The sequence below is a fragment of the Achromobacter spanius genome (assembly GCF_039673305.1).
Lineage (GTDB): Bacteria > Pseudomonadota > Gammaproteobacteria > Burkholderiales > Burkholderiaceae_B > Achromobacter > Achromobacter spanius_F.
Genome location: NZ_JBDJLJ010000026.1, coordinates 42,406 through 68,332 on the forward strand (window position 1 = coordinate 42,406; position 25,927 = coordinate 68,332).

The following is a 25,927-nucleotide window of genomic DNA, read 5'->3' on the forward strand; positions in this document are numbered from 1 at the left end:
CATGGGGCGCGCCTAGCGCGCCTGCAGATATGCCGCGACGCGGTCTTTGAGCCCGGGCGCCGATGCGGATCGCACCAGGCGCGCCATGTCCGCTTCCGGCGCCTCCTGCGACAGCGTGGCATACAGCTGCGCACGGCTCGCGTCCGTCAGCGCGGACGCGGTCTCCAGCGCCTCGCCCAAGATCCGCGGCCATTCGGGCTGCGCGGCGAGCCGGCTGGCGAATCCGTCGCGCAGCGCGTCTTCGGCGCTGAAGGTCGCGGCCTGTTCAAGGATGGCGCGGGCGCGTTCGGCCCCCACCAGCGACGCAAAGCGCCGTGTGCCCAGCACCAGCCCGAATTTCAGGCCCGGCATGCGGAACGTGGCGTCCGGCGCGCCGACACGCCACTTGCAGGCGCCGAACACATCCACGCCCGCGCCGAAATTGCGGCCGTGCGCCAGCGCCACCGTCAGGCACGGGGAAGCCGCCAGCCGCTGCAGCAGGGTTTCGATGCGCACGAAGCGCAGCAGCAGATCGCCCTCGCTCTGCGCCTGCCAGTCGCCGAAATCGAAGCCGGCGCTGAAGTTCCTGCCTTCGCCCTGCAGGACGACCACCTTGGCGCCCTGCGCCTCGGCCTGGTCCAGCGCCGCGATCAGGGCCTCGACCAGATCCGCCGACAGCGCATTCATCTTCTCGGGACGCGCCAGCGTCAGCACGTGGCGGGCGCCTTCCCCTTGCCGTTCGACACGCAGGACGCCGCTCATGCCGCCCCCTTGCCGGCGGCGCGCAGCGCGCCCAGCACTTCGTCGTTGTGCTCGCCCAGCGCAGGAGGCCGGCGGCGCAGCGCGGTGGTTTCTCCGTCAAAGCGCACCGGCAGGCCGAAGGTGCGCGTCTGCACGCCGTTGGGCAGCTCGACCGGTTGCACCCAGCCCATGTGCTCCACCTGCGGATCGGCCAGCACTTCGGAATAGGTGTTGATCGGCGCGCACGGCACGCCTGCCGCGCGGAACCGTTCCAGCCAGGCCTGCGCGTCGTCCTCGGCGAAGATCGCTTCCAGGATGTCGCGCAGGGCGCCCTGGTTGCGCGCCCGGGCGCTGGTGTCGGTGAAGCGCGGATCGGCCAGCAGGTCGTCGCGGCCCACCGTCGCGCACACGCTCTTCCACAAGGCCTGGTTGCCCGCCGCCATGCCGAAGTAGCCGCCCTTGCAGCGGAAGGCCTGGTAGGGCGCGTTGCGCGGATGCGCGGACCCGAGCTTGACCGGATCCTTGCCGCTGCCGAAGAACTCCGACGTTTGCAGGGCCGCTATGCCCAGCGTGGCGCCCAGCATCGGCACGTCGATGTGCGTGCCCTGTCCGCTGGCCTGGGCCGCGCGCAGCGCCGACGCGATGGCGAAGGCGCCGTACAGGCCGGCCGAAAAATCCGCCACCGGCACGCCGCACTTGACGGGTTCGCCGCCGGCCTCGCCCGTGACGCTCATGATGCCGCTCATGGCCTGGATGGTGAGGTCGAAGCCGCCTTCCTGGGATCGCGGACCCGATTGCCCATAGGCCGATATCGAGCAATAGACCAGCTTGGGATTGGCTTCGCGCAGCTGCACGTAGCCCAGGCCCAGGCGGTCCATCACCCCGGGCCGGTTGTTCTCGATCAGCACGTCCGCGGTCAGCGCCAGCTCGCGCGCCAGGGCCAGGTCGCCCGGGTCTTTCAGGTTCAGCGTAACGGACCGCTTGTTGCGGTTGAGCGAAGCGAAGTTTTCGCTGTAGCCGTTGGAAATGGGCGGCCAGCTGCGCAGCGTATCGCCGCCTTCCGGGTTCTCGACCTTGATCACGTCGGCGCCCATGTCCGCCAACAACATGCCGCAAAAGGGTCCCGCCGCGACGTTGCAAATCTCCAGCACCGTGATGCCGGCAAGCGCCGAACTGGGTGTCATGTCTGACCTCTCGTTATGAAAATTCAATATTTGGGATTCAAAAAATATTATAAGGCGGGGCGCGGATGCGGTGGCATCATCCACGCCAATCTCTGCCAAACGCGCCAGTTTCCCCGCAAATCCTAGTGCAATCCCTAGGTCGAACGGTTAATTGTTGACCAGCATATCACCGTGTGGAATTCTACGTAAACCATTTATTGAAATTCAAATCCTATTTTTTAGGATTTATAAAAAGGACCGCAGCGGCCCAGTCGCCCCGCAACCCGCGGGTCCGCCCCCCGCATGCCGGCCCGCACCCACCGAGGAGACTTGCATGAGAACGTTGTGGCGTATTGCCCTGGCCAGTGCCGTGCTGGCGCTGGCGTCCACCCCCGCCGCGGCCGACAGCTGGCCCGCGAAACCCGTGCGCATGGTGGTGCCCTTCCCGCCCGGCGGCGCCACGGATGCCGCCGCGCGCATCTATGCGCAGCACCTGGGCGACTTCCTGGGGCAGAGCGTGGTCGTGGAGAACAAGGCCGGCGCTGGCGGAGAAATCGGCGCGGAATTCGTCGCCAAGTCCCCCGCCGACGGCTACACGCTGCTGATGGGCGCGGTGGGCAGCCACGCGATCCATGCAGCCATGCCCGACAAGCCGGGCTACGACTTCGGCACGGCCTTCGTCGGCGTATCGATGGCCACCAGCATGCCGATGGCGGTGGCCGTGAACAGCAGCAAGATCCCCGCGAAGAACGTGCAGGAACTCATCGCGCTGGCCAAGAGCAAGCCGGGATCCATCACCTTCGGGTCGGCCGGCCCCGGCACCTCCCAGCACATGGCGGGCGAACTGTTCCAGGCGGTCACGGGCGTGCGGCTCATGCACGTGCCCTACCGGGGCAGCGGTCCGGCCATCACCGATCTCCTGGGCGGCCAGATCGACATGGTCATCGAAACGCTGCCCGCGCTGCTGCCGCAGGTGGCCACCGGCAAGATCCGCCTGCTGGGCGTCACCACCGCCGAGCGCGCAACCGCCCTGCCCGACCTGCCGACCCTGAAAGAACAGGGCGTGAAGGACTATTCCGTCGCCACCACCTACGCCCTGCTCGCGCCGGCCGGCACGCCGCCGGCGGTGGTCGACAAGCTGTCGGCCGGCATGCGCAAGGCTGCCGCCACGGAGTCCGTGCAGCAGGCCGCCCTGAAGCTCGGCGCCGACGCGATCGCGACCTCGCCCGCGGACACCAGCGCCATGCTCAAGCGGGAAGTCGCGCGCTGGGCCGACGTGGTGCGCCTGTCGGCGGCAAAATAATGGCGCCGCGCCCGCATCTTCCGCCGGCCGCGACGGACCTGGCCATCGTGGGCGGCGGCTCGGTCGCCGTCAGCTTCCTCTACCAGTTCCTGCTGGCGCTGGACGCCGCGCCCATCGCGCGCCCGCCGGCCATCCTTCTTTACGAGCCCCAGGGCGAACCCGGGCCTGGCGGCGCCTACCAGGAAGACCTGCCCAGCAACCTGCTCAACATCCCCGCCGGCAACATGTCCGCGCGGGCCGACCGGCGGCTCGATTTCGTCGACTGGCTGCGGGAACAGGATCCCGCCATGCTGGCCGCCTACGGCGTGGCCGCGATCGATCCGGCTGACTTCCTGCCGCGGCCGCTCTTCGGCGCCTACATGCGCGCGGTCTACGCGCGCTGCCGTGCGCTTGCGCAAAAGCTGGACGTCCCGCTTTCGCACGTGCCCGGCCGGGTCCACCGGGTGGCGCCCCTGCCCGACGGGCGCGTGCGGATCGAAGCCGAATCCGGCGAGCCCGTGCTGGCGCGTCACGCCGTGCTGTGCAACGGCAACCTGCCATCGCAGGCCTTTCCGGCGCTGGAGCGCGCGCCGGGCTATTTCAACAGCCCCTATCCGGTATCCGAACTTGTGGCCGGCATCGCCCCCGACGCGTCGGTATGCATCGTGGGCACCAGCCTGAGCGCGGTGGACGCCGTGGCGGCGCTGCAGCAGGCCGGCCATCGCGGTCCCATTCTGTGCGCATCGCGCAATGGCCGGTTGCCGTCGGTGCGCAGCCCGCACAACCGCGCGCCCGACATGCTGCGGCAATTAAGCCGCGACGGCGCCCTGCTGCTCGCCGCCCGGCACGGCGGCGCACTGTCGCTCGAGGTCATCTGGGAAGCCTTGCAGGGCGAAGTGCTGGCGCTGGGCGGGTCGCTGGACGACGAGGACGTCTTCGGACAAGACGGCGACGCAAGCACGGCGCTGGACGAAGAAATACGACGATCGGCGGCCGCGGGCCGTCCCTGGCAGGCAGTGGCGGCAGCCACCAACGCCGCGGTGGACCAGATCTGGCATCTGCTTCCGGACGCCGAGCGCGGACGCTTCCAGTCGCAATGGCGCTCGCTCTGGATGGCGCGGCGCGCCACCTTCCCGATGCGCAACGCCCTGAAGCTGCAGGCCTTGCTCGGCACGGGCCAGTTGCGCGTCGCACCCGGCTACGTGGACAGCGAGCATGACGCGGGCAGCGGCGCATTCCGCACGCGCCTGCGCACGGCGGACGGCGAGGCCACGCATTCCAGCCGCTACCTCATCAATGCCACCAGCTTCTCGGTGGACGCGGCGCGCACGCGGGATCCGCTGGTGGCCGCGCTGCTACGCGAGGGCCACGCCCGCGCCGATCCGCACGGCGGGCTGGCGCTGGACTACGGCACCGGCTGCCTGCTGGACGCCCAGGGCCACGCGCAGCCGGGCGTATCGGTGCTGGGCAGCCTGGCGGGCGGCACGTATTTCTGGACCACGTCCATGGATGTCAATGCGCGACTGGCGCACGGCCAGGCGGCGCGCATCGCGACGGCGCTTGCCGCCCCGGCCGCTATTGATCCAGAAAGCCCCGGCGATATCCCATCCCTTGCGAGATGGACTGCGCACAGGCCGCCACGTCCGGCGCCAGCTGCTTCATCCTAGCGGCGCTCAGGCGGTCCAGCGGGCCGGAGATCCCGACCGCCGCCACGGGCTGGTCCAGGCTGTTGAACACGGTCACGGCCAGCCCGCCCACCCCTTCGCGCCATTCGCCGCGATTGACCGCGTAGCCGGCGCGCGCGATTTTGCGCAGTTCGTCCTTGAGCAGCGGCATGGAGACAATGGTGGACGGCGTGTGGCGGACCATCTGGTCCGCGTAGCGTTCGACATAGCCTTCGGCCTGATAGGCCAGCAGGGCCTTGCCGGTGGCCACCGCATAGGCGGGCGCGCGCCCGCCCACCATGGAATACGCGCGGATGGGCTGCGGGCTGTCGATCTTGTCCACATAGACCACGTCAAAGCCGTCGAGCACCGACAGATGCACGGTCTCGCCGGTCTGGTCCGCCAGCGTGCGCATGAAGGGCGCGGCCAGCTTGCGCACGTCCAGCTGCGCCAGTTGCCGCGCCGCCAGTTCAAACAGGCGCACCGCGCCGCGGTATCCGCCGCCGTCGTCGTCCTTGATCACGTAGCCCGCGTGGATCAGCGTCTGCAAAGTGCGGTGCGTATTGCTGCGGGTCAGGCCGACGCGGGCCGCCAGCGCATCGATCGTGCGCGGCGGATTGTCCACATCGGTCACCGCCTCCAACACCATCAGGCCTTTGAGCAGCGTCTTGTCCATTCGTCGTTTTTCCTAATATTTAGGACGGAAACATAGCATGAGACGCCGCGCGGGAACAACGCTTTCGCCGCGTCCGGATCAGGCGATCGCGGCGCGCACCGCCGCCGACCTGTCCCACAGGTTGGGCAGGCTGGAAGACGAATAGCCCGACACGAAGGGCTTGGCCTGGCCGGTGGCGGGATCGTAGACATGACGGGAGACCGCGCCGATGTTGCCGCCATACAGATGCACGCTGATCGACACGCGGTCAGGGTAGGCGTTGGACACGCGATGGATGTCGCCCTCGGCCGGCGACAGGCGTTCGACGTCGCCGGGCCGCAGCGTCGTCGCGTCGCCTGCCGTCGCCAGCCCGCCCGCGGCGTCGCGGACGTAGCGCTGGTTGACTTCGGCGCCGCGCAGCATGCCCACGTAGCCCCAGACCTCGTGGTCGTGCACCGGCGTGAACTGCCCCGGCCCCCAGACGAAGCTCACCAGCGAAAACCGCTCCAACGGATCGCAATGCAGCAGGTATTGCTGGTAGTACTGCGGATGCGGCGCGGTACAGGCCTCGGGCAGCCAGTCGTCGTGGCCCACCAGGTCCGCGAACGCGGCTTCCAGCTCGGGCGTCTGCGCCAGCGCCTCTGGCGACGCCAGCCGGGTCGCGGTGGCGATAAATCGGCGCAGCCGGTCCAGTCCGGCGTTCGTATCAGGCATTGCGTGTCTCCCAGGCAACTTGAAATCCCAGATTGAAAAAGCAGTATCCACGATTCGGGACACCTGTGCACGCCCGTCCCGTCCGTGGCGCCGGCGACACCTGCAAAGCCGCGCTTGACAGGTCCTTGCCTGCGCGCGCAGCGTAGCGGACTGTCTGCAAGGTTGGAAATGAAAAACACGCATCTCGATATTCCGCCCGCGCTGGCGCAAGCCCTGCGCGATGCGCGGCGGGTCGTCGTCTTCACGGGCGCCGGCGTTTCCGCGGAAAGCGGCATCGCCACCTTCCGCGACGCGCTGACCGGCCTGTGGTCGCGCTTTGACGCGCAGGCGCTGGCCACGCCCGAAGCCTTCGCGGAGCATCCCGATATCGTATGGGGCTGGTACGAGTGGCGCCGCGCTCAGGTCCTGCGTGCCTCGCCCAACGCGGCGCACCGCGCCATCGCGGAGATGGCGCGGCACGTGCCCGAACTGGCCGTCATCACGCAGAACGTGGACGATCTGCACGAACGCGCGGGCAGTCCGCATGTCACGCATCTGCACGGAAGCCTGCATGCGCCGCGCTGTTCGCGCTGCGCGGCGCCGCAGGCCTTTGCCGGGGACATTCCCGACGAACCCGATGGCGGCCGGCGCATCGCGCCGCCCGCCTGCGCGCGCTGCGGGGCGGCCGTGCGGCCGGGCGTGGTCTGGTTCGGCGAAAGCCTGCCCGCCCAGGCCTGGAACGACGCCCTGCAGGCGGCGCAGCGCTGCGACCTGCTGTTCAGCATCGGCACCTCGTCCCTGGTCTATCCGGCGGCGGAACTGCCGCGGCTGGCGCTGGCAGGCGGCGCAACCGTCGTACAGATCAATCCCGCCGCCACGCCTCTGGATACGCAGGCGCACCACAACCTGCGCGGCGCCGCCGCCGACCTGATGCCCAGGCTGATGGCCAGCGCCGGGTTCGGCGACGCTGCCGCGCGCGCCGGATACGCGTCCGGCAGCGAGGATTGGTGAGGATGTAAAGCGCGCACGCGGCGTCTGTCGGCGCTGCGCGCGTCGGCCGAGGGGAAACCCCAAATCTCACCGTTGCAACAGAGCGATACAGTGTTGTAATGGGTTTCGATTGTGGAGATGATCATTCCGTTTTCCTGGAGACTTCCCGATGTCTTCGTACGTTCGCCAGACGGTGTGCTGCACCGTGTGGTGCGCCACGCCACGACAACGGAAACGATCGCCAAGCTCGAGGGCATGCCCAGCAATTACCACCTGGATTGCGAATGCAAGCTCGACAACGGCGAAACCCTGTGCTGGATCGGCAACAACCAGTATCGCCAGCTGAACGGCGATGCCATCTACCTTGCCGAATCCGCCACCACCACACCTCGGGGCGAGCGCCGCAAAAGCGGCGCCGCGCCGGGCGATGAAAAAGCAGCAATCACTCCTTCCGCCTCGCGCAAGAAAATTGCCGGGGCGCACGAGCGCTTGCCGACAGCTGTAGTCAATCTGAAAACCGGCAACGATTGGAGCCTGATACGCGCGTGGCGCGAGCACCTCAATATCAGCACTGCGGATATGGCTGCTCGGCTCGGCGTGGATCACTCCATCTATATTGAGTTGGAACGGCCGCGTCCGCGCCCCCGGCAGATCATCCTGGATCGCGTGTCGGCGGCCTTGGGCGTTTCTCCCGAACAGCTCGATGATTCATTGTTAGGAGGACAGCTTCGTTAGCGCCTGGCTCGGCGGCATCGCTTTTCGCGCCGGCACTACGAAATGTTCAAACGACTTTGGCGCCGACACATAACGGCCCGCGCATGGAGGTATTGAATATGCTCGGCACCGCAAGACGATTGACCGACGTGCTCGCCACTTCGCCCGACGGCACGTTGTATCGCATTGAACGGTTCGTTTCCGATCCCGGCGCGTATTCCGCGCTGGGCACGCCCCGTTTCGACCCCAAGACCCACTGCATCTGCCGCACGAGTTCCGGCGAAAAGGTTGCGTGGCTGGGCGGGCAGACTTACCAGCTGCTCAAGACCGGCACGTCATTGACGGCGGTGGACCGACGGCGGGGCTAGCGCGCGAAGCGCGTCACCACGAAATCCACGAACGTCGTGAGCTTGGGCAGGGCCTGGCGGTCCTTCGGATACAGCAGCGTGATCGGCCTTGCCGCGGGCCAGTAGGGCTGCAGGATCGGAACCAGGCGGCCGGCGCGCACGTCATCGGCCAGCAACAGTTCGGGCTGCAGTACGATGCCGAAGCCCGCCAGCGCCGCCTGCCTGAGCGCCTGCCCGTTGTTGGACACGAAGCGGCCCGTGGGATAGCCGATCTCCGCCCCCTCGTCCGAGCCCAGGCGCCAGCCGGTGCGCCGGCTCCAATGCGAGAAATCCAGGCACTGGTGCCGCGCAAGGTCGCCCGGCGCCGCGGGCGTGCCATAGCGCTCCAGGTAGGCGGGCGCCGCGCAGATGATCATCTGGTACAGGCCTATCCTGCGCGCCACCAGGCCGGAATCGGCCGGTTCGCCGATGCGCAGCGCCAGATCGAAGCGCGCAGCCACGATGTCTTCCACCATGTCGCTGAGGGCCAGCTCCACGCTGACGTCGGGATAGATGGACAGGTAGTCGGCGATCGCCGGCGCCAGCGCGAGCGATCCGAACGATACGGACGAGGTGATGCGCAGATGGCCGCGCGGCGTCGAGCGCAGCGCCTCGGCGCCCTGCTCGGCGTCGCGGATATCGGCCAGGATGGCCTTGCTGCGCGCAAAGTAAGCCTGGCCGGCCTCGGTCAGGCTCTGGCGGCGCGTCGTGCGGTGCATCAGCCGCAGGCCCAGCCGCGACTCCAGCCCCTTGACGTGCTTGGCCGCCATGGCCGGCGACATGTCGTGACGTGCCGCCGCGGCCGTCAGGCTGCCCAGCTCCACAACCGCCACGAACACTTCCATGCTGAGCAGGCGGTCCATGAATTACGCACTCCTGGTGTGATCTGATCCCACCATTCTAGGATTTTTCCATGGGAATCCGGCGCGCAGAATGCCTGCATGCGTTGGCGGCCTGCCAACGCGCCCCACCGGAACGACTCGGAGATCCCATGAAAATCATCCTTATCGGCGCCAGCGGCACCGTCGGCAGCGCCGTCGCCCAGGCGCTCGGCCAGCGCCACGACATCATCGCCGTGGGCAAGACCCGTGGCCAATACCAGGTGGACATCACCCGCAGCGACAGCATCCGCGCCCTGTTCGAGCGCGTCGGCAAGGTCGACGCCGTGGTGTCCACCACCGGCAGCCTGCATTTCGGCCCCCTGAATGAAATGACGGCCGACCAGTTCCGCATCGGCCTGCAGGACAAGCTGCTGGGCCAGGTGGACCTTGCGCTCATCGGCCAGCATTACCTCAACGCCGGCGGCTCCATCACGCTGACCAGCGGCATCCTCAGCGACGAACCCATCCGCTACGGCGCCAACGCGTCCGCGGTGAACAGCGCCATCGACGGCTTCGTGCGCGGCGCCGCGGTCGAGCTGCAAGGCGTGCGCATCAACGCCGTCAGCCCCACGGTGCTGCAGGAATCCCTGGACAGCTACGGCCCGTATTTCCCGGGCTTCGAAGCCGCGCCCGCCAGCCGCGTGGCCCAGGCCTATGTCCGCAGCGTGGAAGGCGTGCAGACCGGCCGCGTGTACCGGGTGTGGTGATCCGGCCGCCGGGGTTCCGGCCGCCGGGGTTGCGGACGCCGGGGTTCCACACTCCGTAAATCCGGCCGCTCGGGACAAAATAAAAGCGGCTTGATTGAAAACCATCAAGCCGCTTTTTGCAGAAACTGCGCTGTTTGGCGTGATCTCGAATAAGTTGGTGCGCCCGGCAGGATTCGAACCTACGACCCCCTGGTTCGTAGCCAGGTACTCTATCCAGCTGAGCTACGGGCGCCCCGAAAGAGGCGTGTTTATAACACGAAAGAATCATGCCATGCAAATCGGCCGGCAAAAATCCGGCCCCGGGCCCGCCTGCCGGCCCCGCGTTTGTGCGATGTCAATGAAACGCACAGGCCCGGCGCAGTACGCTGAATGCAGCGACAGCCGTCATAAAAACGCATCAGGCAGACAAGCATGGCCAAGAAGTTTCCCCTGCACCCCAAGCACCCCGAACGCATCTGCTGGGGCTGCGACCGATACTGCCCCACCGACTCCATGGCCTGCGGCAACGGCTCCGGGCGCACGATGCATCCGGCCGAATCCTTGGGAGACGACTGGTATCTGTTTGGAGATTGGGGATTCGAGGACAGCGACGAAAAGCCGCAGGCCAAGGAAAAAGAAACAGCGAGCCATTGAGGCAAGGCGCCGGGTTTGCGCTACACGCGCGAGCTGCAACTCAGTGAGTCTGAGCCACACATCCATACCGATGCATTTACGCCGAAAATTTACGCCGCGCACAAACCGCCGCCGCAAAACAAAAAGGCCTTCGATTCAAGATCAAAGGCCTTTTCTTTTTCTTTGCGGTAGTGGTGCGCCCGGCAGGATTCGAACCTACGACCCCCTGGTTCGTAGCCAGGTACTCTATCCAGCTGAGCTACGGGCGCTCCGGCAAAGAGGCAAAATTATATCAGAATAATCGTGCCGTGTTTACTGCGAGTTTACTGCTTTTATTGCTTGGGTACTGCTTTCACTGCCTTTGCTTTTCTTCCCATCCCGCGCAGCCCGCATCAATGATGCATGCAACGTGAAACTTGGTGCGCCCGGCAGGATTCGAACCTACGACCCCCTGGTTCGTAGCCAGGTACTCTATCCAGCTGAGCTACGGGCGCGTCAAAAAGCAAGCCTTGAATAATAGCGTTGTTTCGAAAATCGCGCAAGTCGAGCGGCGTGCGAAAAACCTGCGTACAGCTTCCCGACAGCGGATGGTCACATCGATAGAACCTTGTCTCTTTAGCCTAGCGGCCGTTACCGATGCCGGCTGTCATCCGGCGATCCCGCGGCGCAATGACAGTGCGCCGCGCCATCCGCAAGCTCAAGAGTCCCACTCATGTCTGACAAAGAAAAAAGCACTGGAGAACCTTCCCAGGAATCCACGGGCGCGACGCCGCCCGTACGCGCCACCCGCCGCGGTTTTCTGACCGGCATCGCCGCGCTGGGCGCCAGCGCCGCCGCCATGGGCGCGCTGTCCGGCTGCTCCAGCGACGACGATGACACCCCTGCCGCCCCCGCACCGACGACGCCCGATCCCGCCCCCACGCCGGCCCCGGACCTGACCACGCAGCTGCGCGAGAACGTGAAAACGCTGGTCGTGATCTTTGCCGAGAACCGCAGCTTCAATAACCTCTTCGCCAACTTTCCCGGCGTCGAAAAGCCCCTGTCGGGACTCTCGGCCGCCGACTACACCCAGCTCGATCGCGACGGCACGCCGCTGCCCGTGCTTCCGCCGGTCTGGAACGGCATGGTGCCGACGTCGCAGCAGGCCAATCACATCACCTACCAGGTCGACCAGGCGGCGGCCTACATGAACAACCTGTCCAACGCGCCTTTCGCGCTGCTGGGACCGCAAGGCGAACCCCTGCCTCAGGGCGTCGTCACGCGCGACCTCTGGCACGTGTTCTACCAGAACCAGATGCAGATCAACGGCGGCAAGAACGACAAGTTCGTCGCCTGGGCCGATTCGGGCGCGCTGGTCATGGGCCACTACAGCGACTCCGCCTACAACCTGCGCCTGTGGAAGCTGGCGCAGGAGTTCGTGCTGTGCGACAACTTCTTCCAGGGCGCCTTTGGCGGCTCGTTCCTGAACCACCAGTATCTGGTGGCGGGACGCCCGCCCTTCTATCCCGACGCCGCGGACTCGGTGGCCAAGACCCAGATCGCGCAACTGCAAAGCTCGGACCCCGCCGACCCGCGCCTCGCGCCCAAGCCGGCCTCGCCCGCCAGCGCGTTGACCGGCATCCCGCAGTTCGGCGCCAGCGCGCTGACGCCCGACGGCTACGGCGTCAATACCATGGCCCCGCCCTACTGGCCATCGTTCAGCCGCGACGCAAGCGACCCGACGCTGGCCGATGCGACCAGCCCGCAGACGATGGTGCCCCAATCGCACGCCAACATCGGCGACCTGATGAGCGCCAAGGGACTGGACTGGGCCTGGTACGCCGGCGGCTGGCAGGCCGCGGTGGATTCGACCGCCAGCACCGGCTTTCCGTCGTCGCCCAATTTCCAGGCGCACCACCAGCCCTTCAACTACTTCAAGAGCACCGCGCCCGGCACCGCGGCACGCTCGGCGCACATCCGCGACGGCGGCCTGGGCGATCTGAACTCGACCAACAAATTCCTTGCCGACGCCGAAGCCGGCACGCTGCCCCCGCTGACGTTCTACAAGCCGCAGGGCAACCTGAACATGCACGCCGGCTATGCGGACGTGGACTCGGGCGACCGCCACATCGCGCACATCGTGGACAGCCTGCGGAAAAGCAAGCAGTGGGACAACATGGTGATCGTGATCACCGTCGACGAAAACGGCGGCTGGTGGGACCACGTGGCGCCGCCGCAAGGCGACCGCTGGGGTCCCGGAACGCGCATCCCGGCGGTGATCGCTTCGCCCTTCGCCAAGAAGGGCACTGTCGACCACACCATCTACGACACCGGCTCGATCCTGCGCCTGGCCACGCGGCTTTTCGACCTGCCGATGCTGGAAGGCCTGAAGGCGCGCGATGACGCAATGACCGCGCGCGGCCAGTCCGCGATGGGCGACCTGACCAACGCGCTGACCTTCGGCGCCTGACGCAGGCCTGCGGCGGTGCGCCTGCCTAGCCGGCGCCTGCCTGCCCGTGAACCAGCAGCGCGTAGATCTCGGCCACGCGGCCGATGGAGATTCCTTCGCGCTGCTCCACCGCCAATGGGTGGCTGGTCTGCTCCAGTTCGATGTACGGGCGGATGCCATCGTCCCGCAGATGCACGTGCGTCTTCAGTCCCACCGTGTCCGGGTAGGGATCGAGATGGGTCGTCAGCCAGCCGAACAGCGGCGGCGTTTGCGCACGCCTGGGCTCATCGGACATCCGTACCCAGGTCTCGTAGCTTTCCAGGCTGAGCGACACCCACACGCCCCAGACGAATGGCTCCGGGTGGCCCTCGATGGGCAGTTCAAGGCAGCCGCGCACGTAGAAATGCTGCTCGTCGATCACGCAATCGTCGCTGCCCAGGTCGCAGCGTTGCCCGCGCGCTTCGGGCGCAATGGCGTAATAGGTGGCGGGCGCATCGGCGCCGAAGCTCGGCAGGCCGTGGTGGACCTCGTTGCACGAGGCGCATTTGAATGAGAATTCCATGGTCGAGCCGGGTCCTGCGTTGGCTTGAGGGCCGCCGGCGACGCGGCGGGAAAGGCGCCATTCTATCCGCCGCGCCGGCGCTTTCTGCGCCGGAACGGCGCGTGCGAAAATCCTGGATCGACCCGCCGAGACCATCCCCGTGAAACACCTGCTTGCCAGCCTGGACGCACTGCACGAATTCGATGAAATCATCGACGTGCGCACGCCGCTGGAATACGCCGACGACCACATCCCCGGCGCGTGCAACGCGCCCGTGCTCAGCAACGAAGAGCGCGTGCTGATCGGCACGATGTACAAGCAGGTCTCGCCCTTCGAAGCCTCCCGCGTGGGGGCCGCCCTCGTTGCCCGCAACATCGCCCGCCACCTGGAAACCACCTTCGCGGACCGCCCCCAGCGCTGGCGTCCGCTGGTGTACTGCTGGCGCGGCGGCAAACGCTCGGGCTCCATGACGCTCATGTTCAACATGATCGGCTGGCGCGCCCGGCAACTGGACGGCGGCTACAAGCGCTATCGCGGCGCCACGCTGCAGGCCCTGCAGGCCTTGCCGGCGGCGTTGCAATACGTGGTGCTGACCGGGCCCACCGGCAGCGGCAAGACGCGGCTGCTGCACGCCCTGCGGCAGGCGGGCGCGCAGACGCTTGATTTGGAAGAACTCGCATCCCACCGCGGCTCGCTGCTGGGCGCCCTGCCCGATGCGCGCCAGCCCAGCCAAAAGCGCTTCGACACCCTGCTCGCGGCCCGCCTGCGCGAACTCGATCCCGGCCAACCCGTGTTCGTCGAAGCCGAAAGCCGCAAGATCGGCGCGGTGGAAATCCCGGCCGCCTTGCTGCAGGCCCTGCATCAGGGCGCGTGCATCGACGTGCGCTCCACGCGCGAAGACCGCGCGTCCTTCCTGCAGCAGGACTACGCGCGGCTGTTCGACAACCCGGAATGGCTGAAGGCGCAATTGCAGCGCATGCTGGGCCTGCACAGCCGCGACACCATCAGCGGCTGGATCGGGCTGGTGGACGACGGCCGCCGCGAAGACCTGGCGCGCGAACTCATCGACCGCCATTACGACCCCGCCTATGCGCGCAGCTCGCAATCGCATTTCGTGCGCCTGCCCGACGCGCTGCGCATGGATTTCCGGCCCAACGATGCCGATGTGCTGGAGCAAGCCCGCGCGCTGATCCGCCGGCTGCGATGAGGCCCATGCGGCCGACGCCGGCCTGACCGCGCTTACCGCTGCCCGCCCAGCACGCCCAGCACGTGGGGCAGCAAGGGCAGCGTGTTGGCGGGGTTCCACACCGCCGAATACTCCGCCTGCACCACCATGCCGTCGATGTTCTTGAAGACGACGCCCGGCACGCCCGCCCGCGCGAAAGACCGGGGAACCAGGGACACGCCCAGCCCCATCGCCACCAGGCTGACCACCGACACCAGGTGCTTGGCGTAGTGCATGATCCGCGGGCTGAATCCCGCATCCATGCAGGCGGATATCGTCAGGTCATGGAAGCTCGGTCCGCTGTGCCGGGGGATCGCCACGAATGCGTCCTCGGCCAGGTCCTCCAGCCGCACGCGGCGCCTGCGGGCCAGCCGATGCCCTTCCTCCAGCGCGATGACCAGGTCGACCCGCCCCACGGGGAAGGACATCATGTCGCCCACGCCTTGCGAGACCTGCGCGAATCCGATGTCGATCCGGTCCTGTTCCAGCGCCTGCAGCTGTTCCGACGAGCCCATTTCCTCCCATACGCTTTCCAGGCCGGGGAGATCGCGTTCCAGCTTCTGCAGCACCTCGCGTATGTCCATGAACAGCACGGCGGCCACGAAACCGATGCGCAGGCGGCCGGCATCGCCACGCTCGGCGCGCTGCACGGCGCGAATCGACAGTTCGGTCTGCGCCAGCAGCCGGCGCGCTTCCTGCACCAGTGCCGTGCCGGCGACGGTGAGCCTGACGCTGCGCTTGTTGCGGTCAAACAGCGTGACGCCAAGCCGCTCTTCGAGTTGCTGGATGGCCTTGGTAAGCGGCGGCTGCGAAATGAAAAGGCGCGCGGCGGCGCGGCCGTAGTGCAGCTCTTCGGCCAGCGCAAGAAACATGCGCATCGACTTCTGGTCCATGGGGCTTGATCGCGTAAAGGCACTGCGCGTTGCGCAAAGGGGAACGACGCAGTAATTCCAAAGAAGAATTACTGACATCCAAAAATCATATTGGACGGCTATTACCGAGAATAAGCAGAATCGCTGGATAGAACAATACCCACACCGGAGACATCCATGCGCAGCACACTCTCCCGCTGGCTTGCCGCCATCGGCGCTTCCTTGCTGGCCGCCGTCGGCGGCGTTGCCCACGCCGACTATCCGGAGCGCCCCATCCGGCTGATCGTCACCTTCGTGCCGGGCGGCGGCGCCGACCTGCTGGCGCGCTACCTGGGCCAGGCGCTCACGGCGGAACTGAAGCAGACCGTGGTCGTGGAAAACCGCCCCGGCGCGGGCGGAATGATCGGCGTGGAAACGGGACGCACCGCCCCGGCGGACGGCTACACCCTGACCCTGATTTCCTCCAGCTACACCGTCAATCCCAGCCTCTACCGGATGGCCTTTGATCCGGTCGAAGGCATCACGCCCATCGTCCAGGTTTCGCGCGGCCCCTTGCTGGTGGTGGCCAATCCGGGCTTCGCGCCCAACACCGTGGGCGAACTGATCGACTATGCGAAGCAGCATCCGGGCGCCATCAACTACGCGTCCTCCGGCCAGGGCAGCGTCATCCACCTTGCCAACGAACTGTTCAACCGCCGGGCCGGCGTGCAGATGACGCACATTCCGTACAAGGGTGGCGGCAATGCGCAGAACGACCTGATGGCCGGACAGGTCCAGCTCTATTTCGCGGCGACCGCCAGCGCGCTGCCCCATGTCGCGGCGGGCAAGATGAAGGCGCTGGCCGTCACCACGCCCACCCGCATCGCGGCGCTGCCGAATGTGCCGACCATCGCGGAATCCGGCCTGCCCGGCTTCGACGCCACGCTGTGGTACGGCCTGATCGGCCCCAAGGACCTGCCCGCCCCCATCGTCGACAAACTGAACGCGGCCGTGAACCGCGCCCTGCAGACGCCGGAAGCCCGGGAAAAGCTGCTGGCCGACGGCGCCGAACCCGCGGGCGGCACGCCCGCCCAGTTCACCAGCGCGATCCGCAACGAGATTTCCCAGTGGCGCCAGGTCGTGCAGGACCTGGGCATCAAGCCCGAATAAACCAGGAGCAAGCATGGCGCGTATCAGCCCGCCGCAGGCCGCGGAGATGTCCGCGGACCAGAAGCGCATTCATGACCTCATCGCGTCCGGCCCCCGGGGCCGCGTGCGCGGTCCGCTGGCCGTCTGGCTGCACCGGCCCGCCATGGCCGAACCCGCGCAGGCGCTGGGTCAGTTCTGCCGCTACGACAGTTCGCTGCCGCCACGCCTGTCGGAGCTGGCGATCCTGGTGCTGGCCCGTTGGTGGAGCTCGGAATTCGAATGGTGGGCGCACAAGGCGATCGCGCTGAAAGCGGGCGTTTCCGAGACGGTGATCGACGCGCTGCGCGACCGCCGGGACATCGTCTTCGCGCACGCCGATGAAGCGCTGATCCACGAGTTCCTCACGGTGCTGCATGAAACCCGCCACATCCCCGACGCGCTCTACCAGCGCGCCGAGCACATGTTCGGCCGCGACGGCGTCATCGACCTGGTTGCGCTGGCCGGCTACTACACCTTGATCTCGATGACGCTGAACGTCTTCCGGATCGATCCGCCCGAAGGCGAACCGCTGGAACTGCAGGCGGCCGATGCCGCCACTGCGCAGCGCCCCGCCTGATCAACCAAGCAGGAAATTGAACATCATGAAGAAGAGACTGGAAGGAAAAGTGGCCATCGTGACGGGCGCCGGTTGCGTCGGCCCCGGCTGGGGCAACGGCCGCGCCGTGGCGGTGCGCTTCGCGCAGGAAGGCGCGAAGGTGTTCGCCGTGGACAAGAGCGCGGACGCCATGGCCGAAACATTGGCGCGGGCCCGCGAAGCCGGCGGCGACATCACCGCCTGGACGGGCGACGCCACGCTCGCGGCCGACGTCGAGGCCATGGTGCAGGCCTGCGTGGCGCTGCACGGCCGCGTGGACATCCTGGTCAACAACGTGGGCGGCTCGCGCCGCGGCGGGCCGGTGGACCTGTCCGAAGCGGACTGGGACGCGCAGATGGACTTCAACCTGAAAAGCGTGTTCCTCGCCTGCAAGCACGTCATCCCCGTCATGCAGCGCCAGGGCGGCGGCGCCATCGTCAACACCTCGTCCACGTCCGGCATCCGCTGGACAGGCGCGGCGCAGGTGGGCTACGCGGCGGCCAAGGCCGGCATCATCCAGCTGTCCCGCGTCGTGGCGGTGGAACAGGCCAAGCACAACATCCGCGTGAACACCGTGGTGCCGGGGCAAATGCACACCCCCATGGTCGAGGCGCGCCTGGCCGGCCAGCGCGCGGGCGGCAACGTCGAGGCCCTGCTGGCGGAACGCCAGGCCCGCATTCCGCTGGGATTCATGGGCGACGGCACGGACACGGCCAACGCCGCCCTGTTCCTGGCTTCCGACGAAGCGCGCTTCGTCACCGGCACCGAGATCATCGTGGACGGCGGCATGAGCGTGCGCTGCGACTGACCCCCGCATTCGGTTCATAACAGAGAGGCGGCCAAGCGCCTCCAAGGAGACAACATGCACAAGAGCAAGCCTTCCCCCTCCCGTCGTCGCCTGGGCGCAGCCGCCGCCTGCCTGGCCCTGCTGGCCGTCTGCCAGGCGCCCGCCGTCGCCGGCGCGTATCCCGAGAAGCCGATCCGGCTGATCGTCGCCTTCTCGCCCGGCGGCCCGACCGACGTGCTGGCGCGGCTGGTGGCCAAGCGCCTGGGAGAAGGCCTGGGCCAGCAGGTCGTCGTCGAAAACAAGCCCGGCGCGGGCGGCAACATCGCCTCCGAGGTGGTCGCGAACGCGCCCGCCGACGGCTACACCCTGCTCTACAACAGCTCGTCCATCGCGATCTCGCCCGCGCTCTTCGGCAACGACAAGCTGGACCCGGGCAAGATCTTCACGCCCGTCGCGTCGGTCGCGAACGTGCCGCTGGTCCTCATCGTCAACCCCGGCGTGCGCGCCGACTCGGCGGCGGCCTTTGTGGAACTGCTGAAAAAGCAGCCCGGCAAGCTGAACATGGGGTCGTCGGGCAACGGCACCATCGACCACCTGACCAGCGTGCTGTTCGCTCGCCAGACCGGCACCGACTTCGCGCACGTGCCGTACAAAGGCAACGCCGCGGCCCTGCCCGACCTGCTGTCGGGACGCATCGATTTCATGCTGTCGGGCAGCCTGAACGCCTTCCTGCCCTATGTGCGCGAGGGCAAGGTCAAGGCACTGGCCGTCACCACCGCCAAGCGCGTTTCCGCCCTGCCTGACGTGCCCACGCTGGCCGAGACCGTCGCGCCCGGCTTCGACTCGGGCACCTGGCAAGGCATCGTGGGCCCCGCCGGCCTGCCCGCCGACGTCACGTCCAGGCTCAACCAGGCGGTCAACGACGCCATCAAGGACCCCGCGCTCAAGGCCAGCCTGGACGCGCAAGGCGCCGAACCCACCGCGGGCACGCCGGCCCGGTACGGCGATCTGATCCGGTCCGAGTACCGGCGCTGGAGCGCCATCATCAAGGAAACCGGTGCAACCTCCAACTGACTCGACCCCACCCATGCCCCTGGCCCGCCACCTCTGGGATTGCCATACCCATATCTTCGGCCCCTGGAAGGACTACCCGCTTGCGGACGATCCCGCCTACATCCCCGAGGAAGCGCCCTTTGCCGCGCTGCGCGCCCTGCACGCCGCCTGCGGCTTTACCCGCGGCGTCATCGTGCAGGCGGCGCCTTACCGCGAGGACCACGCCGCGCTGCTGGCCGCGCTGGAGGCCAGCGGCGGCGCCTATCGCGGCATCGCCCTGATTTCCGAATCGACCCGCCCGCAGGCGCTTGCGCGCATGCACGACCAGGGCGTGCGCGGCATCCGGCTGGGCATGATGAAGCACCTGGCAGGCAAGCCGGACGTCGTCCGCATGGGCGCGCTGCTGGACAGCATCAGGCCACTGGGCTGGCATGCGCTGGTGCATGGCGAACTGCAGGACGTGCTGGACGTCGTGCCGGCGCTGCTGTCCCACGGCGTGCCGCTGGTGATCGACCACATGGCCCGGGCGCCAGTCGACGGCTCGGCGGATCCGGCGCCGCTGCTGGCGCTTTTGCGCCACCCCGACGTGTGGATCAAGCTGTCCGGCGCCGACCGCGTCACCGGCGGCCAGGACGGCTGCCGCGCGGCGCTGCCGCTGATGGCGCGCCTGATCGCGCAAGCGCCCGACCGCGCCATCTGGGGCAGCGACTGGCCGCACGTCAACATCCGCTATCCGCGCCCCCACATGCCCGCGCTGCTTGCGCTGCTGGACGAGGCCTGTGGCTCGGACCCGGCGCAGCTTGCCGCCATCCTGCGCGACAACCCCGGCCGCCTCTACGGCTGAGCCGCAACCCGATCCTTCGTGGAGCTCCACATGTGGGAACCCTCGCAACGCTACCCCGACCCCGCCATCCGCACGCTGGCGCCCGCCTTCGAAAAATATCATCTGCTGTCCGCGGCCGTTGAACGGGTGGCGACCGGCTGCCGCTGGGCCGAAGGACCGGTCTGGTTCGGCGACGGCCGCTACCTGCTCTGGAGCGACGTGCCGAACGACCGCATCCTGCGGTGGGACGAGATCAGCAACACGGTCCATGCCTTCCGCTCCCCGTCCAACCACGCCAACGGCAACACGCGCGACCGCCAGGGCAGGCTCATTACCTGCGAGCACCGCACGCGGCGCGTGACGCGCACGGAACACGACGGACGCATCACCGTGCTGGCGGACAGCCACGCCGGCCGGCCGCTCAACTCGCCCAACGACGTCGTCGTCAAATCCGACGGCTCGATCTGGTTCACCGATCCGCCCTTCGGCATCGTGGGCCACTACCAGGGCGAGCCGGCGCGCCAGGAGCTGCCCGCCAACATCTACCGGATCGACGGCGTCTCGGGCGCGCTCGCCGTCGTCGCCGAAGGCGTGAACGGGCCCAACGGCCTGGCCTTTTCGCCGGACGAAAAGCTGCTGTATGTCATCGAGTCCCGCGCGCGTCCGCGCAACATCCTGGCCTTCCGCGTGCAGGACGGCGGCGTGTCGCTCGGCAAGCCGGAGGTCCTGGTCGATGCCGGCGCCGGCACGCCCGACGGCTTTCGCGTGGACGTGGACGGCAACCTCTGGTGCGGCTGGGGGATGGGCACCGAAGAACTCGACGGCGTACGCGTCTTTTCGCCCGACGGGCAGGCCATCGGCCACATCGCCCTGCCCGAGCGCTGCGCCAACCTGTGCTTCGGCGGCACGCACCGCAACCGGCTCTTCATGGCCTCGTGCACATCCATCTATTCGCTGTACGTCAACACCCAGGGAGCGCCGGGCGGCTGAACGACCGCGACGCGCAAGGAGACTACCCATCATGAAAACAACGATCCTGAGCACCATCCTGGCCGGCTCGCTGGCCGCCATGTCCGCATTCCCCGGCGTCGGCGCCGCGGCCCAGCCCACGCGGCTGGTCGTCGCGTTCCCGCCCGGCGGCCCCGCCGACTCCCTGGCCCGCATCCTGGCCAAGGAACTCGAGGCCGAACTCAAGAGCACGGTCATCGTCGAGAACAAGCCCGGCGCCAACGGCGCCATCGCGGCGAACTACGTCATCCGCAGCCCGGCCGACGGCAGCGTGCTGTTCCTGAGCTCGGCCGGCGCCATCGCCATCAATCCGTCGCTGTACCCCAACCTGCCGTACAAACCGACGGAAGATCTCAGCCCGGTCGCGCTCGTGGTCCACACGCCCGAAGTGCTGGTCGTGTCGCCCAAGAACCCCGTCAAGTCGGCGTCCGACTACGTCGCCGCGGCCGCCAAGCGCAAGGAACCCGCCGCGCTGGCTTCCTCGGGCATCGGCAGCATGCCGCACATGACGATCGAACTGTTCAAGAGCCAGACCAAGGTCGACTTCCTGCACGTCGCCTACAAGGGCGCCGCGCCCGCCATCGCCGACACCATCGGCGGCCACGTCGAGGCCTTCTTCGGCGACGTGTCGGGCCTGATGCCCTTCATCAACGACGGCCAACTGGTCGCCCTGGGCGTCGCCGCGCCGGCCCGCCTGAAGTCGCTGCCCAACGTGCCCACCCTGGCCGAACAGGGCATTCCCAACGTCGAGGCCAGCAACTGGTACGGCGTCTTCGCGCCCAAGGGCACGCCCGCGCAGGTCGTGGCCCAGCTGAACGAAGCCATCCGCAACAGCCTGAAGGCCAAGGCGCTTGTCGATAATCTGGCAAGCCTGGGCGTGGAACCCAGCCCATCGTCGCCGGAAGGGTTCCGGGATCTGGTGAAGAACGACACCGCGAAGTGGGCGGCGGTGGTGAAGGCGGGGAATGTGAAGGCGGAATAGCGGCGTCTGCAAGCCTGGCCCGCCAGCATCAGCACGAAGCTTGGAACGCCTGCCCGGCGTACAAGCTTCGGCGGGTTCGGGTGGCGGCTGAGATTCCCGCGTTACTGCTCCGCCGTGGCGGGCGGTACGCAATCTCCACGCAGATGGCTCTGGACGAGTGCCATTGAGCGCCATGCACTATGCGCAACATAGCGCGGGTGGCTGGTGCGTAGACACAGGGTCGTCTTGCGGGTTGTTGACGCGCAGTACATCCCGGTAGGCCTGGGCAAGCGGCACATGGGGAAGGAACGGCCCCGCCGTTTACCTCGCCCTCGTGCTTGCCAACTGCGAAATCGCGCGCACTCCGGCAAGCATCTTGTCACGGGCCGAGGAATTGGCGGAATGGACATGAATGCGTGGCGGCCTGAACCCATGCACCGCCACCGCCTCTTCCATCCAGAGAATCACGTCATACCCCGTCCCTCGGTCATCGTCGCCCAAGTCGTGGTCGAGGCTGATCTCTTCGACGGAGCCCGATTCAAGCAGCGCTATGGCCTCATCTGGCCAGTAGACGCGAACCCAGCCTTCCGGAGTCGCCCGTTCATCATCAAGATACACCTTCATGCGCTATTCCTCGTTGAGATGCGAATGATAGGAGAATCCGAGCCGTTCATGGCGAGCCGGGCGCAGTTCCGGGAAATGCTGCTCCGCTGACCCTGACGCGCAGAACGCGAGTCGAGCCCTTTCGTTGCAGGCACGGTCCGAGCACCGCGCCTATGCGCTTTCAACCAGCCAAATGCCGGCCCGCATGTCGACGATTTCACAATCCACTGTCTCCCCCTTGCGCTCCAGCACGACAAAGTCGCCCGCCGCCAGCGCCAGCAAGGGGTGATGCCAGACATCGGGCGCCAGCGTGATGCCGGCGCTGCCATCGGCCCGAAACGCCTTGAGCGTGGACAAATCCGGCTCTGTGGCGCCCAAGGCCACCAGCACCACGAACGGCGTGCCCATCAGCGGCACGAACGTCTGGCTGCCCAGGCGATGGCGTTCCATCATCCTCACTTCGAAAGGCAGGCTGCCCGGCGTGGCGCGGAACACGCTGAGCGAAGGCCGGCCGCCCTGCTTCAGGATGTCGGGCTCCGGCATGTCCACGCGCAACGTCGTGCCTGCGTTGATCTCGCGGCCATCGCGGCCGGCGCTGGCGATGATGGTGCCGTAAGGGGCGAATGTCTCGGCGGTGAGTTCCGCAAGAGGGAGATGGCTGGGCGGCATCTGAAGACGGGCGTTCATCGGCATGATGCACCGCCCGGAGTGATTGGACTCGCGTAAGGTATCCGCGATCCTGCCGACACGGCAAGCGCGCGCATTCCCTAGGCGCGCGCACAAAACAAAAAACCCGCAGAGCAATTAGCTATGCGGGTCTTGAGGCAACCTTGTGTCACTGGTGCAAGTGTCTTTGGCGGAGACGGTGGGATTCGAACCCACGATGCAGTTTTTAGCCACATACTCCCTTAGCAGGGGAGCCCCTTCAGCCTCTCGGGCACGTCTCCGAAAAGAGAACGAGATTCTAGCACGATTTTTTTCGCTCTTGCCCGCGATGCGGGCCTTCAATCAAAAAAAACCGTGCCGGAGCCGTTTCCTTAAACCTTGGTGGCCGGCGCCTGGTCCAGGCCGAAGGCCTTGTGCAGCGCGCGCACGCCCAGTTCCATGTACTTGTCGTCGATGATCACCGAGGTCTTGATTTCGCTGGTGCTGATCATCTGGATGTTGATGCCCTCTTGCGAGAGCGTCTGGAACATCAGGCTGGCGACGCCGACGTGCGAGCGCATGCCGATGCCGACGATCGAGACCTTGGCGACCTTTTCGTCGGTGGACAGTTCGCGCGCGGCCACGGCGGGGATGACTTCGCGCTTGAGCAGGTCCACGGCGCGCGCAAATTCATTGCGGTTCACGGTGAACGAGAAGTCGGTCGTGCCGGCCACGGACTGGTTCTGCACGATCATGTCGACGTCGATGTTGGCGGCGGCGACGGGACCCAGGATGGAGAACGCGATGCCGGGCTTGTCGGGAACGCCCAGCAGGGTGATTTTGGCTTCGTCGCGGCTGAAGGCGATGCCGGAGACAACGGCGGCTTCCATTTTTTCGTCTTCCTCAAAAGTAATCAGCGTGCCCGAGACCATTTCTTCGTCGAGCGGGATAAGGGGGTCGGTCAGCGAGGACAGGACCCGGACCGGCACACGGTATTTGCCGGCGAATTCAACCGAGCGGATCTGCAGGACCTTGGAGCCCAGCGACGCCATTTCCAGCATTTCCTCGAAGGAAACGACGGCCATGCGGCGCGCCTCGGGCACCACGCGCGGGTCGGTCGTGTAGACGCCGTCCACGTCGGTGTAGATCAGGCATTCGTCGGCCTTGATGGCGGCCGCCACGGCCACGGCCGAGGTATCGGAACCGCCACGGCCCAGCGTCGTGATGTGGCCGTCAGGGTCGATGCCCTGGAAGCCGGTGACGATGACCACGCGGCCGGCGTCCAGATCGGCGCGGATGCGCGCATCGTCGATGGACGAGATGCGGGCTTTCGTGAACGACGAATCGGTGCGCACGGGCACTTGCCAACCGGCGTAGCTGCGCGCGGACACGCCTTCGGCCTGCAGCGCGATGGCCAGGAGGCCGCTGCTGGCTTGTTCGCCGGTGGCGGCGATCATGTCGAGTTCGCGGCCGTCGGGCTGGGGCGCAAGCTCGCGCGCCAGGCCCAGCAGACGATTCGTTTCGCCCGCCATGGCGGACGGAACAACAACAACCTGGTGGCCGGCGGCGTGCCACTTCGCGACGCGACGCGCCACGTTCCTGATGCGCTCGACCGAGCCCATCGAAGTACCGCCATATTTGTGAACGATCAGGGACATCTCGTACTCTGGCTGGAGACCCGCCGCAAGTGTTGACGGGCAAAACCATATATTCTAGCGCGACGGTAAAAATTTGCGCAGATTGCGCAAATTTATCGAGGGCGCCGGCTTGATATCCGCCAAAACAGGCCTCAGGGCCGGGGTTCCACCCATACCCTGCCGCGATGGCAGCGAATGACGTGGCCCGCCTGCTCCACCCGCAACTGGCGGTCGTGGCCCAGGCTGTGCAGGCCGCGCAGCTGCCGCAGCAGATCCGCCATGCGCGCATCCGTGGGCATGCGGGCGCCATTCTTTTCCAGCCAGTAGCGCAGCACGTGCGTCTGGCGGGCGGGCGACAGGCCGCGCCAGGCCAGCAGCGAAAAGCTGGCGCCGTCGGGCCCGGGATCCAGCCGCGCGAAATCTTCCTGCGCCACTTCATCCAGAATTTGCGCCGCCTCGCCCATGTGCCGCGCATGACGGGCGACGATCGCGCGCCAGCCCGGCCAGCGCGCATCCAGCACCGGCGCCAGCAGTTCGCGCAGCGCGGCGCGGGTGTAGCGCGGATCGGCATTGGTGGGGTCCTGCACGGCGCGCCAGCCGCAGGCGGCTTCGACCTGGTCCGCGGCCTGCAGGATCGCGCCGCGGTCCTGATCGAGCCAGGGGCGCAGGTAGACCACGCCGTCGCGCCGGGAAACCGGCGCCATGGCCGCCATGCCCGCCAGGCCGGTGCCGCGCAAGAGCCGCAGCAGCACGGTTTCCGCCTGGTCGTTGCGGTGGTGCGCCAGGAGAATGTGGCCGACGCCCTGCTCTCGCGCCATCCCCGCAAGGGCGGCGTAGCGCGCATCGCGCGCGGCGGCTTCGATGCCCTTGCCGGCAGCCTGTTCCACCTGGACGCGAGCCTCGCACAGCGGCACGGCAAGCCTTGCGGCCAGGTCATGCCCATGCCGCGCCCAGGCATCGGCCTCGGCCAGCAGGCCGTGATGCACATGGAACAGAACGAGCTCGATGCCCAGCGCCGGCGCAACGGCGGCCGCGTGCACGGCCAGCATGGCCGAATCCGCGCCGCCGCTGAAGGCCACGGCGACGCGGCGCGGGCGCTCGGGCAAGGCCTGGAG

The 25,927-nt window shown here is 67.3% G+C and carries 27 protein-coding genes and 4 tRNA genes; 16 read left to right on the plus strand and 15 right to left on the minus strand.

The features are described from left to right. Positions 1–12 precede the first annotated feature (12 nt). Both ABE485_RS19405 and ABE485_RS19410 read right to left on the minus strand, forming a co-directional pair. Positions 13–741, minus strand: coding sequence for an enoyl-CoA hydratase/isomerase family protein (locus ABE485_RS19405; RefSeq protein WP_346516896.1), 729 nt, complete (start codon positions 739–741; stop codon positions 13–15). Next, on the minus strand, positions 738–1,904 hold the full coding sequence (locus ABE485_RS19410) for a CaiB/BaiF CoA transferase family protein (RefSeq protein ID WP_346516897.1): 1,167 nt from the start codon (positions 1,902–1,904) through the stop codon (positions 738–740). Before ABE485_RS19410 ends, ABE485_RS19405 begins: the two co-directional genes overlap by 4 nt. 313 nt (positions 1,905–2,217) lie before the next feature. Between ABE485_RS19410 and ABE485_RS19415 the strand changes: the two genes are divergently transcribed. Continuing rightward, positions 2,218–3,186, plus strand: coding sequence for a Bug family tripartite tricarboxylate transporter substrate binding protein (locus tag ABE485_RS19415; RefSeq protein WP_346516898.1), 969 nt, complete (start codon positions 2,218–2,220; stop codon positions 3,184–3,186). Then, positions 3,186–4,832, plus strand: a complete 1,647-nt coding sequence (locus ABE485_RS19420) for an FAD/NAD(P)-binding protein (RefSeq protein WP_346516899.1) — start codon at positions 3,186–3,188, stop codon at positions 4,830–4,832. The genes ABE485_RS19415 and ABE485_RS19420 overlap by 1 nt, the downstream gene beginning before the upstream one ends. Here the strand turns inward: ABE485_RS19420 and ABE485_RS19425 are convergent. Together ABE485_RS19425 and ABE485_RS19430 are read right to left on the minus strand one after the other, a co-directional pair. Continuing rightward, positions 4,741–5,505, minus strand: coding sequence for an IclR family transcriptional regulator (locus ABE485_RS19425; protein ID WP_346516900.1), 765 nt, complete (start codon positions 5,503–5,505; stop codon positions 4,741–4,743). The two genes, ABE485_RS19420 and ABE485_RS19425, sit on opposite strands and share 92 nt — an antisense overlap. Before the next feature lie 78 nt (positions 5,506–5,583). Continuing rightward, positions 5,584–6,198 (minus strand): cysteine dioxygenase, encoded by a 615-nt coding sequence (locus tag ABE485_RS19430; RefSeq protein WP_346516901.1) that lies wholly within the window; start codon positions 6,196–6,198, stop codon positions 5,584–5,586. Between the two features lie 168 nt (positions 6,199–6,366). Here ABE485_RS19430 and ABE485_RS19435 point away from each other — a divergent pair, with 168 nt between their 5' ends. From ABE485_RS19435 to ABE485_RS19445, 3 genes are all read left to right on the plus strand, one after another. Beyond that, positions 6,367–7,188, plus strand: coding sequence for an SIR2 family NAD-dependent protein deacylase (locus tag ABE485_RS19435; protein WP_346516902.1), 822 nt, complete (start codon positions 6,367–6,369; stop codon positions 7,186–7,188). 111 nt (positions 7,189–7,299) lie between these two features. Then, positions 7,300–7,902: a helix-turn-helix domain-containing protein gene (locus tag ABE485_RS19440; RefSeq protein ID WP_346516903.1), complete on the plus strand. Its 603-nt coding sequence runs from the start codon at positions 7,300–7,302 to the stop codon at positions 7,900–7,902. Positions 7,903–8,000: 98 nt separating this feature from the next. Further along, entirely contained in the window at positions 8,001–8,249 is a 249-nt protein-coding gene (locus ABE485_RS19445; protein ID WP_346516904.1) for a hypothetical protein, read from the plus strand. Here ABE485_RS19445 and ABE485_RS19450 read toward each other — a convergent pair. Then, entirely contained in the window at positions 8,246–9,130 is an 885-nt protein-coding gene (locus ABE485_RS19450; RefSeq protein ID WP_346516905.1) for a LysR family transcriptional regulator, read from the minus strand. The genes ABE485_RS19445 and ABE485_RS19450 overlap by 4 nt on opposite strands. Before the next feature lie 128 nt (positions 9,131–9,258). On the opposite strand from ABE485_RS19450, the gene ABE485_RS19455 reads away from it, so the two are divergent. Next, on the plus strand, positions 9,259–9,855 hold the full coding sequence (locus tag ABE485_RS19455; protein ID WP_346516906.1) for a short chain dehydrogenase: 597 nt from the start codon (positions 9,259–9,261) through the stop codon (positions 9,853–9,855). Positions 9,856–10,010: 155 nt separating this feature from the next. Here the strand turns inward: ABE485_RS19455 and ABE485_RS19460 are convergent. Continuing rightward, positions 10,011–10,087 (minus strand) — tRNA-Arg (locus ABE485_RS19460). A 179-nt stretch (positions 10,088–10,266) separates the two neighbouring features. On the opposite strand from ABE485_RS19460, the gene ABE485_RS19465 reads away from it, so the two are divergent. Further along, positions 10,267–10,488 (plus strand): DUF3079 domain-containing protein, encoded by a 222-nt coding sequence (locus ABE485_RS19465; RefSeq protein ID WP_346516907.1) that lies wholly within the window; start codon positions 10,267–10,269, stop codon positions 10,486–10,488. Positions 10,489–10,659: 171 nt separating this feature from the next. Here the strand turns inward: ABE485_RS19465 and ABE485_RS19470 are convergent. Together ABE485_RS19470 and ABE485_RS19475 are read right to left on the minus strand one after the other, a co-directional pair. Then, positions 10,660–10,736 (minus strand) — tRNA-Arg (locus tag ABE485_RS19470). Positions 10,737–10,884: 148 nt separating this feature from the next. Then, positions 10,885–10,961, minus strand: a tRNA-Arg gene (locus ABE485_RS19475). Positions 10,962–11,179: 218 nt separating this feature from the next. On the opposite strand from ABE485_RS19475, the gene acpA reads away from it, so the two are divergent. Further along, complete coding sequence (gene acpA / locus ABE485_RS19480) at positions 11,180–12,916, plus strand: acid phosphatase (protein ID WP_346516908.1); 1,737 nt, start codon at positions 11,180–11,182, stop codon at positions 12,914–12,916. A gap of 25 nt (positions 12,917–12,941) precedes the next feature. On the opposite strand, the gene ABE485_RS19485 is transcribed toward acpA, so the two are convergent. Beyond that, a complete protein-coding gene (locus tag ABE485_RS19485) occupies positions 12,942–13,457 on the minus strand; it encodes a DUF2199 domain-containing protein (RefSeq protein WP_346516909.1) in 516 nt (171 codons plus the stop codon). A gap of 139 nt (positions 13,458–13,596) precedes the next feature. Between ABE485_RS19485 and mnmH the strand changes: the two genes are divergently transcribed. Further along, positions 13,597–14,643: a tRNA 2-selenouridine(34) synthase MnmH gene (gene mnmH / locus ABE485_RS19490; RefSeq protein ID WP_346516910.1), complete on the plus strand. Its 1,047-nt coding sequence runs from the start codon at positions 13,597–13,599 to the stop codon at positions 14,641–14,643. A gap of 32 nt (positions 14,644–14,675) precedes the next feature. Here the strand turns inward: mnmH and ABE485_RS19495 are convergent, their stop codons facing one another. Further along, on the minus strand, positions 14,676–15,554 hold the full coding sequence (locus ABE485_RS19495; protein WP_346516911.1) for a LysR substrate-binding domain-containing protein: 879 nt from the start codon (positions 15,552–15,554) through the stop codon (positions 14,676–14,678). A gap of 156 nt (positions 15,555–15,710) precedes the next feature. On the opposite strand from ABE485_RS19495, the gene ABE485_RS19500 reads away from it, so the two are divergent. Genes ABE485_RS19500 through ABE485_RS19530 form a run of 7 tightly spaced genes read left to right on the plus strand, consistent with a single transcriptional unit; the run spans position 15,711 to position 21,948 of the window. Further along, positions 15,711–16,682: a tripartite tricarboxylate transporter substrate binding protein gene (locus tag ABE485_RS19500; protein WP_346516912.1), complete on the plus strand. Its 972-nt coding sequence runs from the start codon at positions 15,711–15,713 to the stop codon at positions 16,680–16,682. A 13-nt stretch (positions 16,683–16,695) separates the two neighbouring features. Beyond that, a complete protein-coding gene (locus tag ABE485_RS19505) occupies positions 16,696–17,277 on the plus strand; it encodes a carboxymuconolactone decarboxylase family protein (RefSeq protein WP_346516913.1) in 582 nt (193 codons plus the stop codon). Between the two features lie 25 nt (positions 17,278–17,302). Further along, positions 17,303–18,103 (plus strand): SDR family NAD(P)-dependent oxidoreductase, encoded by an 801-nt coding sequence (locus ABE485_RS19510; RefSeq protein WP_346516914.1) that lies wholly within the window; start codon positions 17,303–17,305, stop codon positions 18,101–18,103. A gap of 54 nt (positions 18,104–18,157) precedes the next feature. After that, positions 18,158–19,156: a Bug family tripartite tricarboxylate transporter substrate binding protein gene (locus ABE485_RS19515; RefSeq protein WP_346516915.1), complete on the plus strand. Its 999-nt coding sequence runs from the start codon at positions 18,158–18,160 to the stop codon at positions 19,154–19,156. Beyond that, positions 19,140–19,979: an amidohydrolase family protein gene (locus tag ABE485_RS19520; protein WP_346516916.1), complete on the plus strand. Its 840-nt coding sequence runs from the start codon at positions 19,140–19,142 to the stop codon at positions 19,977–19,979. Before ABE485_RS19515 ends, ABE485_RS19520 begins: the two co-directional genes overlap by 17 nt. A 30-nt stretch (positions 19,980–20,009) precedes the next feature. Beyond that, positions 20,010–20,948, plus strand: coding sequence for an SMP-30/gluconolactonase/LRE family protein (locus tag ABE485_RS19525; RefSeq protein WP_346516917.1), 939 nt, complete (start codon positions 20,010–20,012; stop codon positions 20,946–20,948). Between the two features lie 31 nt (positions 20,949–20,979). After that, positions 20,980–21,948, plus strand: a complete 969-nt coding sequence (locus ABE485_RS19530; RefSeq protein ID WP_346516918.1) for a Bug family tripartite tricarboxylate transporter substrate binding protein — start codon at positions 20,980–20,982, stop codon at positions 21,946–21,948. A gap of 300 nt (positions 21,949–22,248) precedes the next feature. Here the strand turns inward: ABE485_RS19530 and ABE485_RS19535 are convergent, their stop codons facing one another. The 5 genes from ABE485_RS19535 to tilS form a co-directional block, all read right to left on the minus strand. Beyond that, on the minus strand, positions 22,249–22,551 hold the full coding sequence (locus ABE485_RS19535) for a cyclic-phosphate processing receiver domain-containing protein (RefSeq protein WP_346516919.1): 303 nt from the start codon (positions 22,549–22,551) through the stop codon (positions 22,249–22,251). Positions 22,552–22,701: 150 nt separating this feature from the next. Further along, on the minus strand, positions 22,702–23,217 hold the full coding sequence (locus ABE485_RS19540) for an ureidoglycolate lyase (RefSeq protein WP_346516920.1): 516 nt from the start codon (positions 23,215–23,217) through the stop codon (positions 22,702–22,704). A 167-nt stretch (positions 23,218–23,384) separates the two neighbouring features. Then, positions 23,385–23,477 (minus strand) — tRNA-Ser (locus ABE485_RS19545). Positions 23,478–23,567: 90 nt separating this feature from the next. After that, positions 23,568–24,833: an aspartate kinase gene (locus ABE485_RS19550; RefSeq protein ID WP_346516921.1), complete on the minus strand. Its 1,266-nt coding sequence runs from the start codon at positions 24,831–24,833 to the stop codon at positions 23,568–23,570. A gap of 131 nt (positions 24,834–24,964) precedes the next feature. Then, a partial coding sequence (tilS, locus tag ABE485_RS19555; RefSeq protein WP_346516922.1) for a tRNA lysidine(34) synthetase TilS occupies positions 24,965–25,927 on the minus strand: 963 nt, incomplete at its 5' end.

Bases quoted from the DNA above. Each gene is read 5' to 3' on its own strand.
- ABE485_RS19405 (WP_346516896.1), bottom strand. From the start codon at position 741: ATGAGCGGCGTCCTGCGTGTCGAACGGCAAGGGGAAGGCGCCCGCCAC.
- ABE485_RS19410 (WP_346516897.1), bottom strand. From the start codon at position 1,904: ATGACACCCAGTTCGGCGCTTGCCGGCATCACGGTGCTGGAGATTTGC.
- ABE485_RS19415 (WP_346516898.1), top strand. From the start codon at position 2,218: ATGAGAACGTTGTGGCGTATTGCCCTGGCCAGTGCCGTGCTGGCGCTG.
- ABE485_RS19420 (WP_346516899.1), top strand. From the start codon at position 3,186: ATGGCGCCGCGCCCGCATCTTCCGCCGGCCGCGACGGACCTGGCCATC.
- ABE485_RS19425 (WP_346516900.1), bottom strand. From the start codon at position 5,505: ATGGACAAGACGCTGCTCAAAGGCCTGATGGTGTTGGAGGCGGTGACC.
- ABE485_RS19430 (WP_346516901.1), bottom strand. From the start codon at position 6,198: ATGCCTGATACGAACGCCGGACTGGACCGGCTGCGCCGATTTATCGCC.
- ABE485_RS19435 (WP_346516902.1), top strand. From the start codon at position 6,367: ATGAAAAACACGCATCTCGATATTCCGCCCGCGCTGGCGCAAGCCCTG.
- ABE485_RS19445 (WP_346516904.1), top strand. From the start codon at position 8,001: ATGCTCGGCACCGCAAGACGATTGACCGACGTGCTCGCCACTTCGCCC.
- ABE485_RS19450 (WP_346516905.1), bottom strand. From the start codon at position 9,130: ATGGACCGCCTGCTCAGCATGGAAGTGTTCGTGGCGGTTGTGGAGCTG.
- ABE485_RS19455 (WP_346516906.1), top strand. From the start codon at position 9,259: ATGAAAATCATCCTTATCGGCGCCAGCGGCACCGTCGGCAGCGCCGTC.
- ABE485_RS19465 (WP_346516907.1), top strand. From the start codon at position 10,267: ATGGCCAAGAAGTTTCCCCTGCACCCCAAGCACCCCGAACGCATCTGC.
- acpA (WP_346516908.1), top strand. From the start codon at position 11,180: ATGTCTGACAAAGAAAAAAGCACTGGAGAACCTTCCCAGGAATCCACG.
- ABE485_RS19485 (WP_346516909.1), bottom strand. From the start codon at position 13,457: ATGGAATTCTCATTCAAATGCGCCTCGTGCAACGAGGTCCACCACGGC.
- ABE485_RS19495 (WP_346516911.1), bottom strand. From the start codon at position 15,554: ATGGACCAGAAGTCGATGCGCATGTTTCTTGCGCTGGCCGAAGAGCTG.
- ABE485_RS19500 (WP_346516912.1), top strand. From the start codon at position 15,711: ATGCGCAGCACACTCTCCCGCTGGCTTGCCGCCATCGGCGCTTCCTTG.
- ABE485_RS19505 (WP_346516913.1), top strand. From the start codon at position 16,696: ATGGCGCGTATCAGCCCGCCGCAGGCCGCGGAGATGTCCGCGGACCAG.
- ABE485_RS19510 (WP_346516914.1), top strand. From the start codon at position 17,303: ATGAAGAAGAGACTGGAAGGAAAAGTGGCCATCGTGACGGGCGCCGGT.
- ABE485_RS19515 (WP_346516915.1), top strand. From the start codon at position 18,158: ATGCACAAGAGCAAGCCTTCCCCCTCCCGTCGTCGCCTGGGCGCAGCC.
- ABE485_RS19525 (WP_346516917.1), top strand. From the start codon at position 20,010: ATGTGGGAACCCTCGCAACGCTACCCCGACCCCGCCATCCGCACGCTG.
- ABE485_RS19530 (WP_346516918.1), top strand. From the start codon at position 20,980: ATGAAAACAACGATCCTGAGCACCATCCTGGCCGGCTCGCTGGCCGCC.
- ABE485_RS19535 (WP_346516919.1), bottom strand. From the start codon at position 22,551: ATGAAGGTGTATCTTGATGATGAACGGGCGACTCCGGAAGGCTGGGTT.
- ABE485_RS19540 (WP_346516920.1), bottom strand. From the start codon at position 23,217: ATGAACGCCCGTCTTCAGATGCCGCCCAGCCATCTCCCTCTTGCGGAA.
- ABE485_RS19550 (WP_346516921.1), bottom strand. From the start codon at position 24,833: ATGTCCCTGATCGTTCACAAATATGGCGGTACTTCGATGGGCTCGGTC.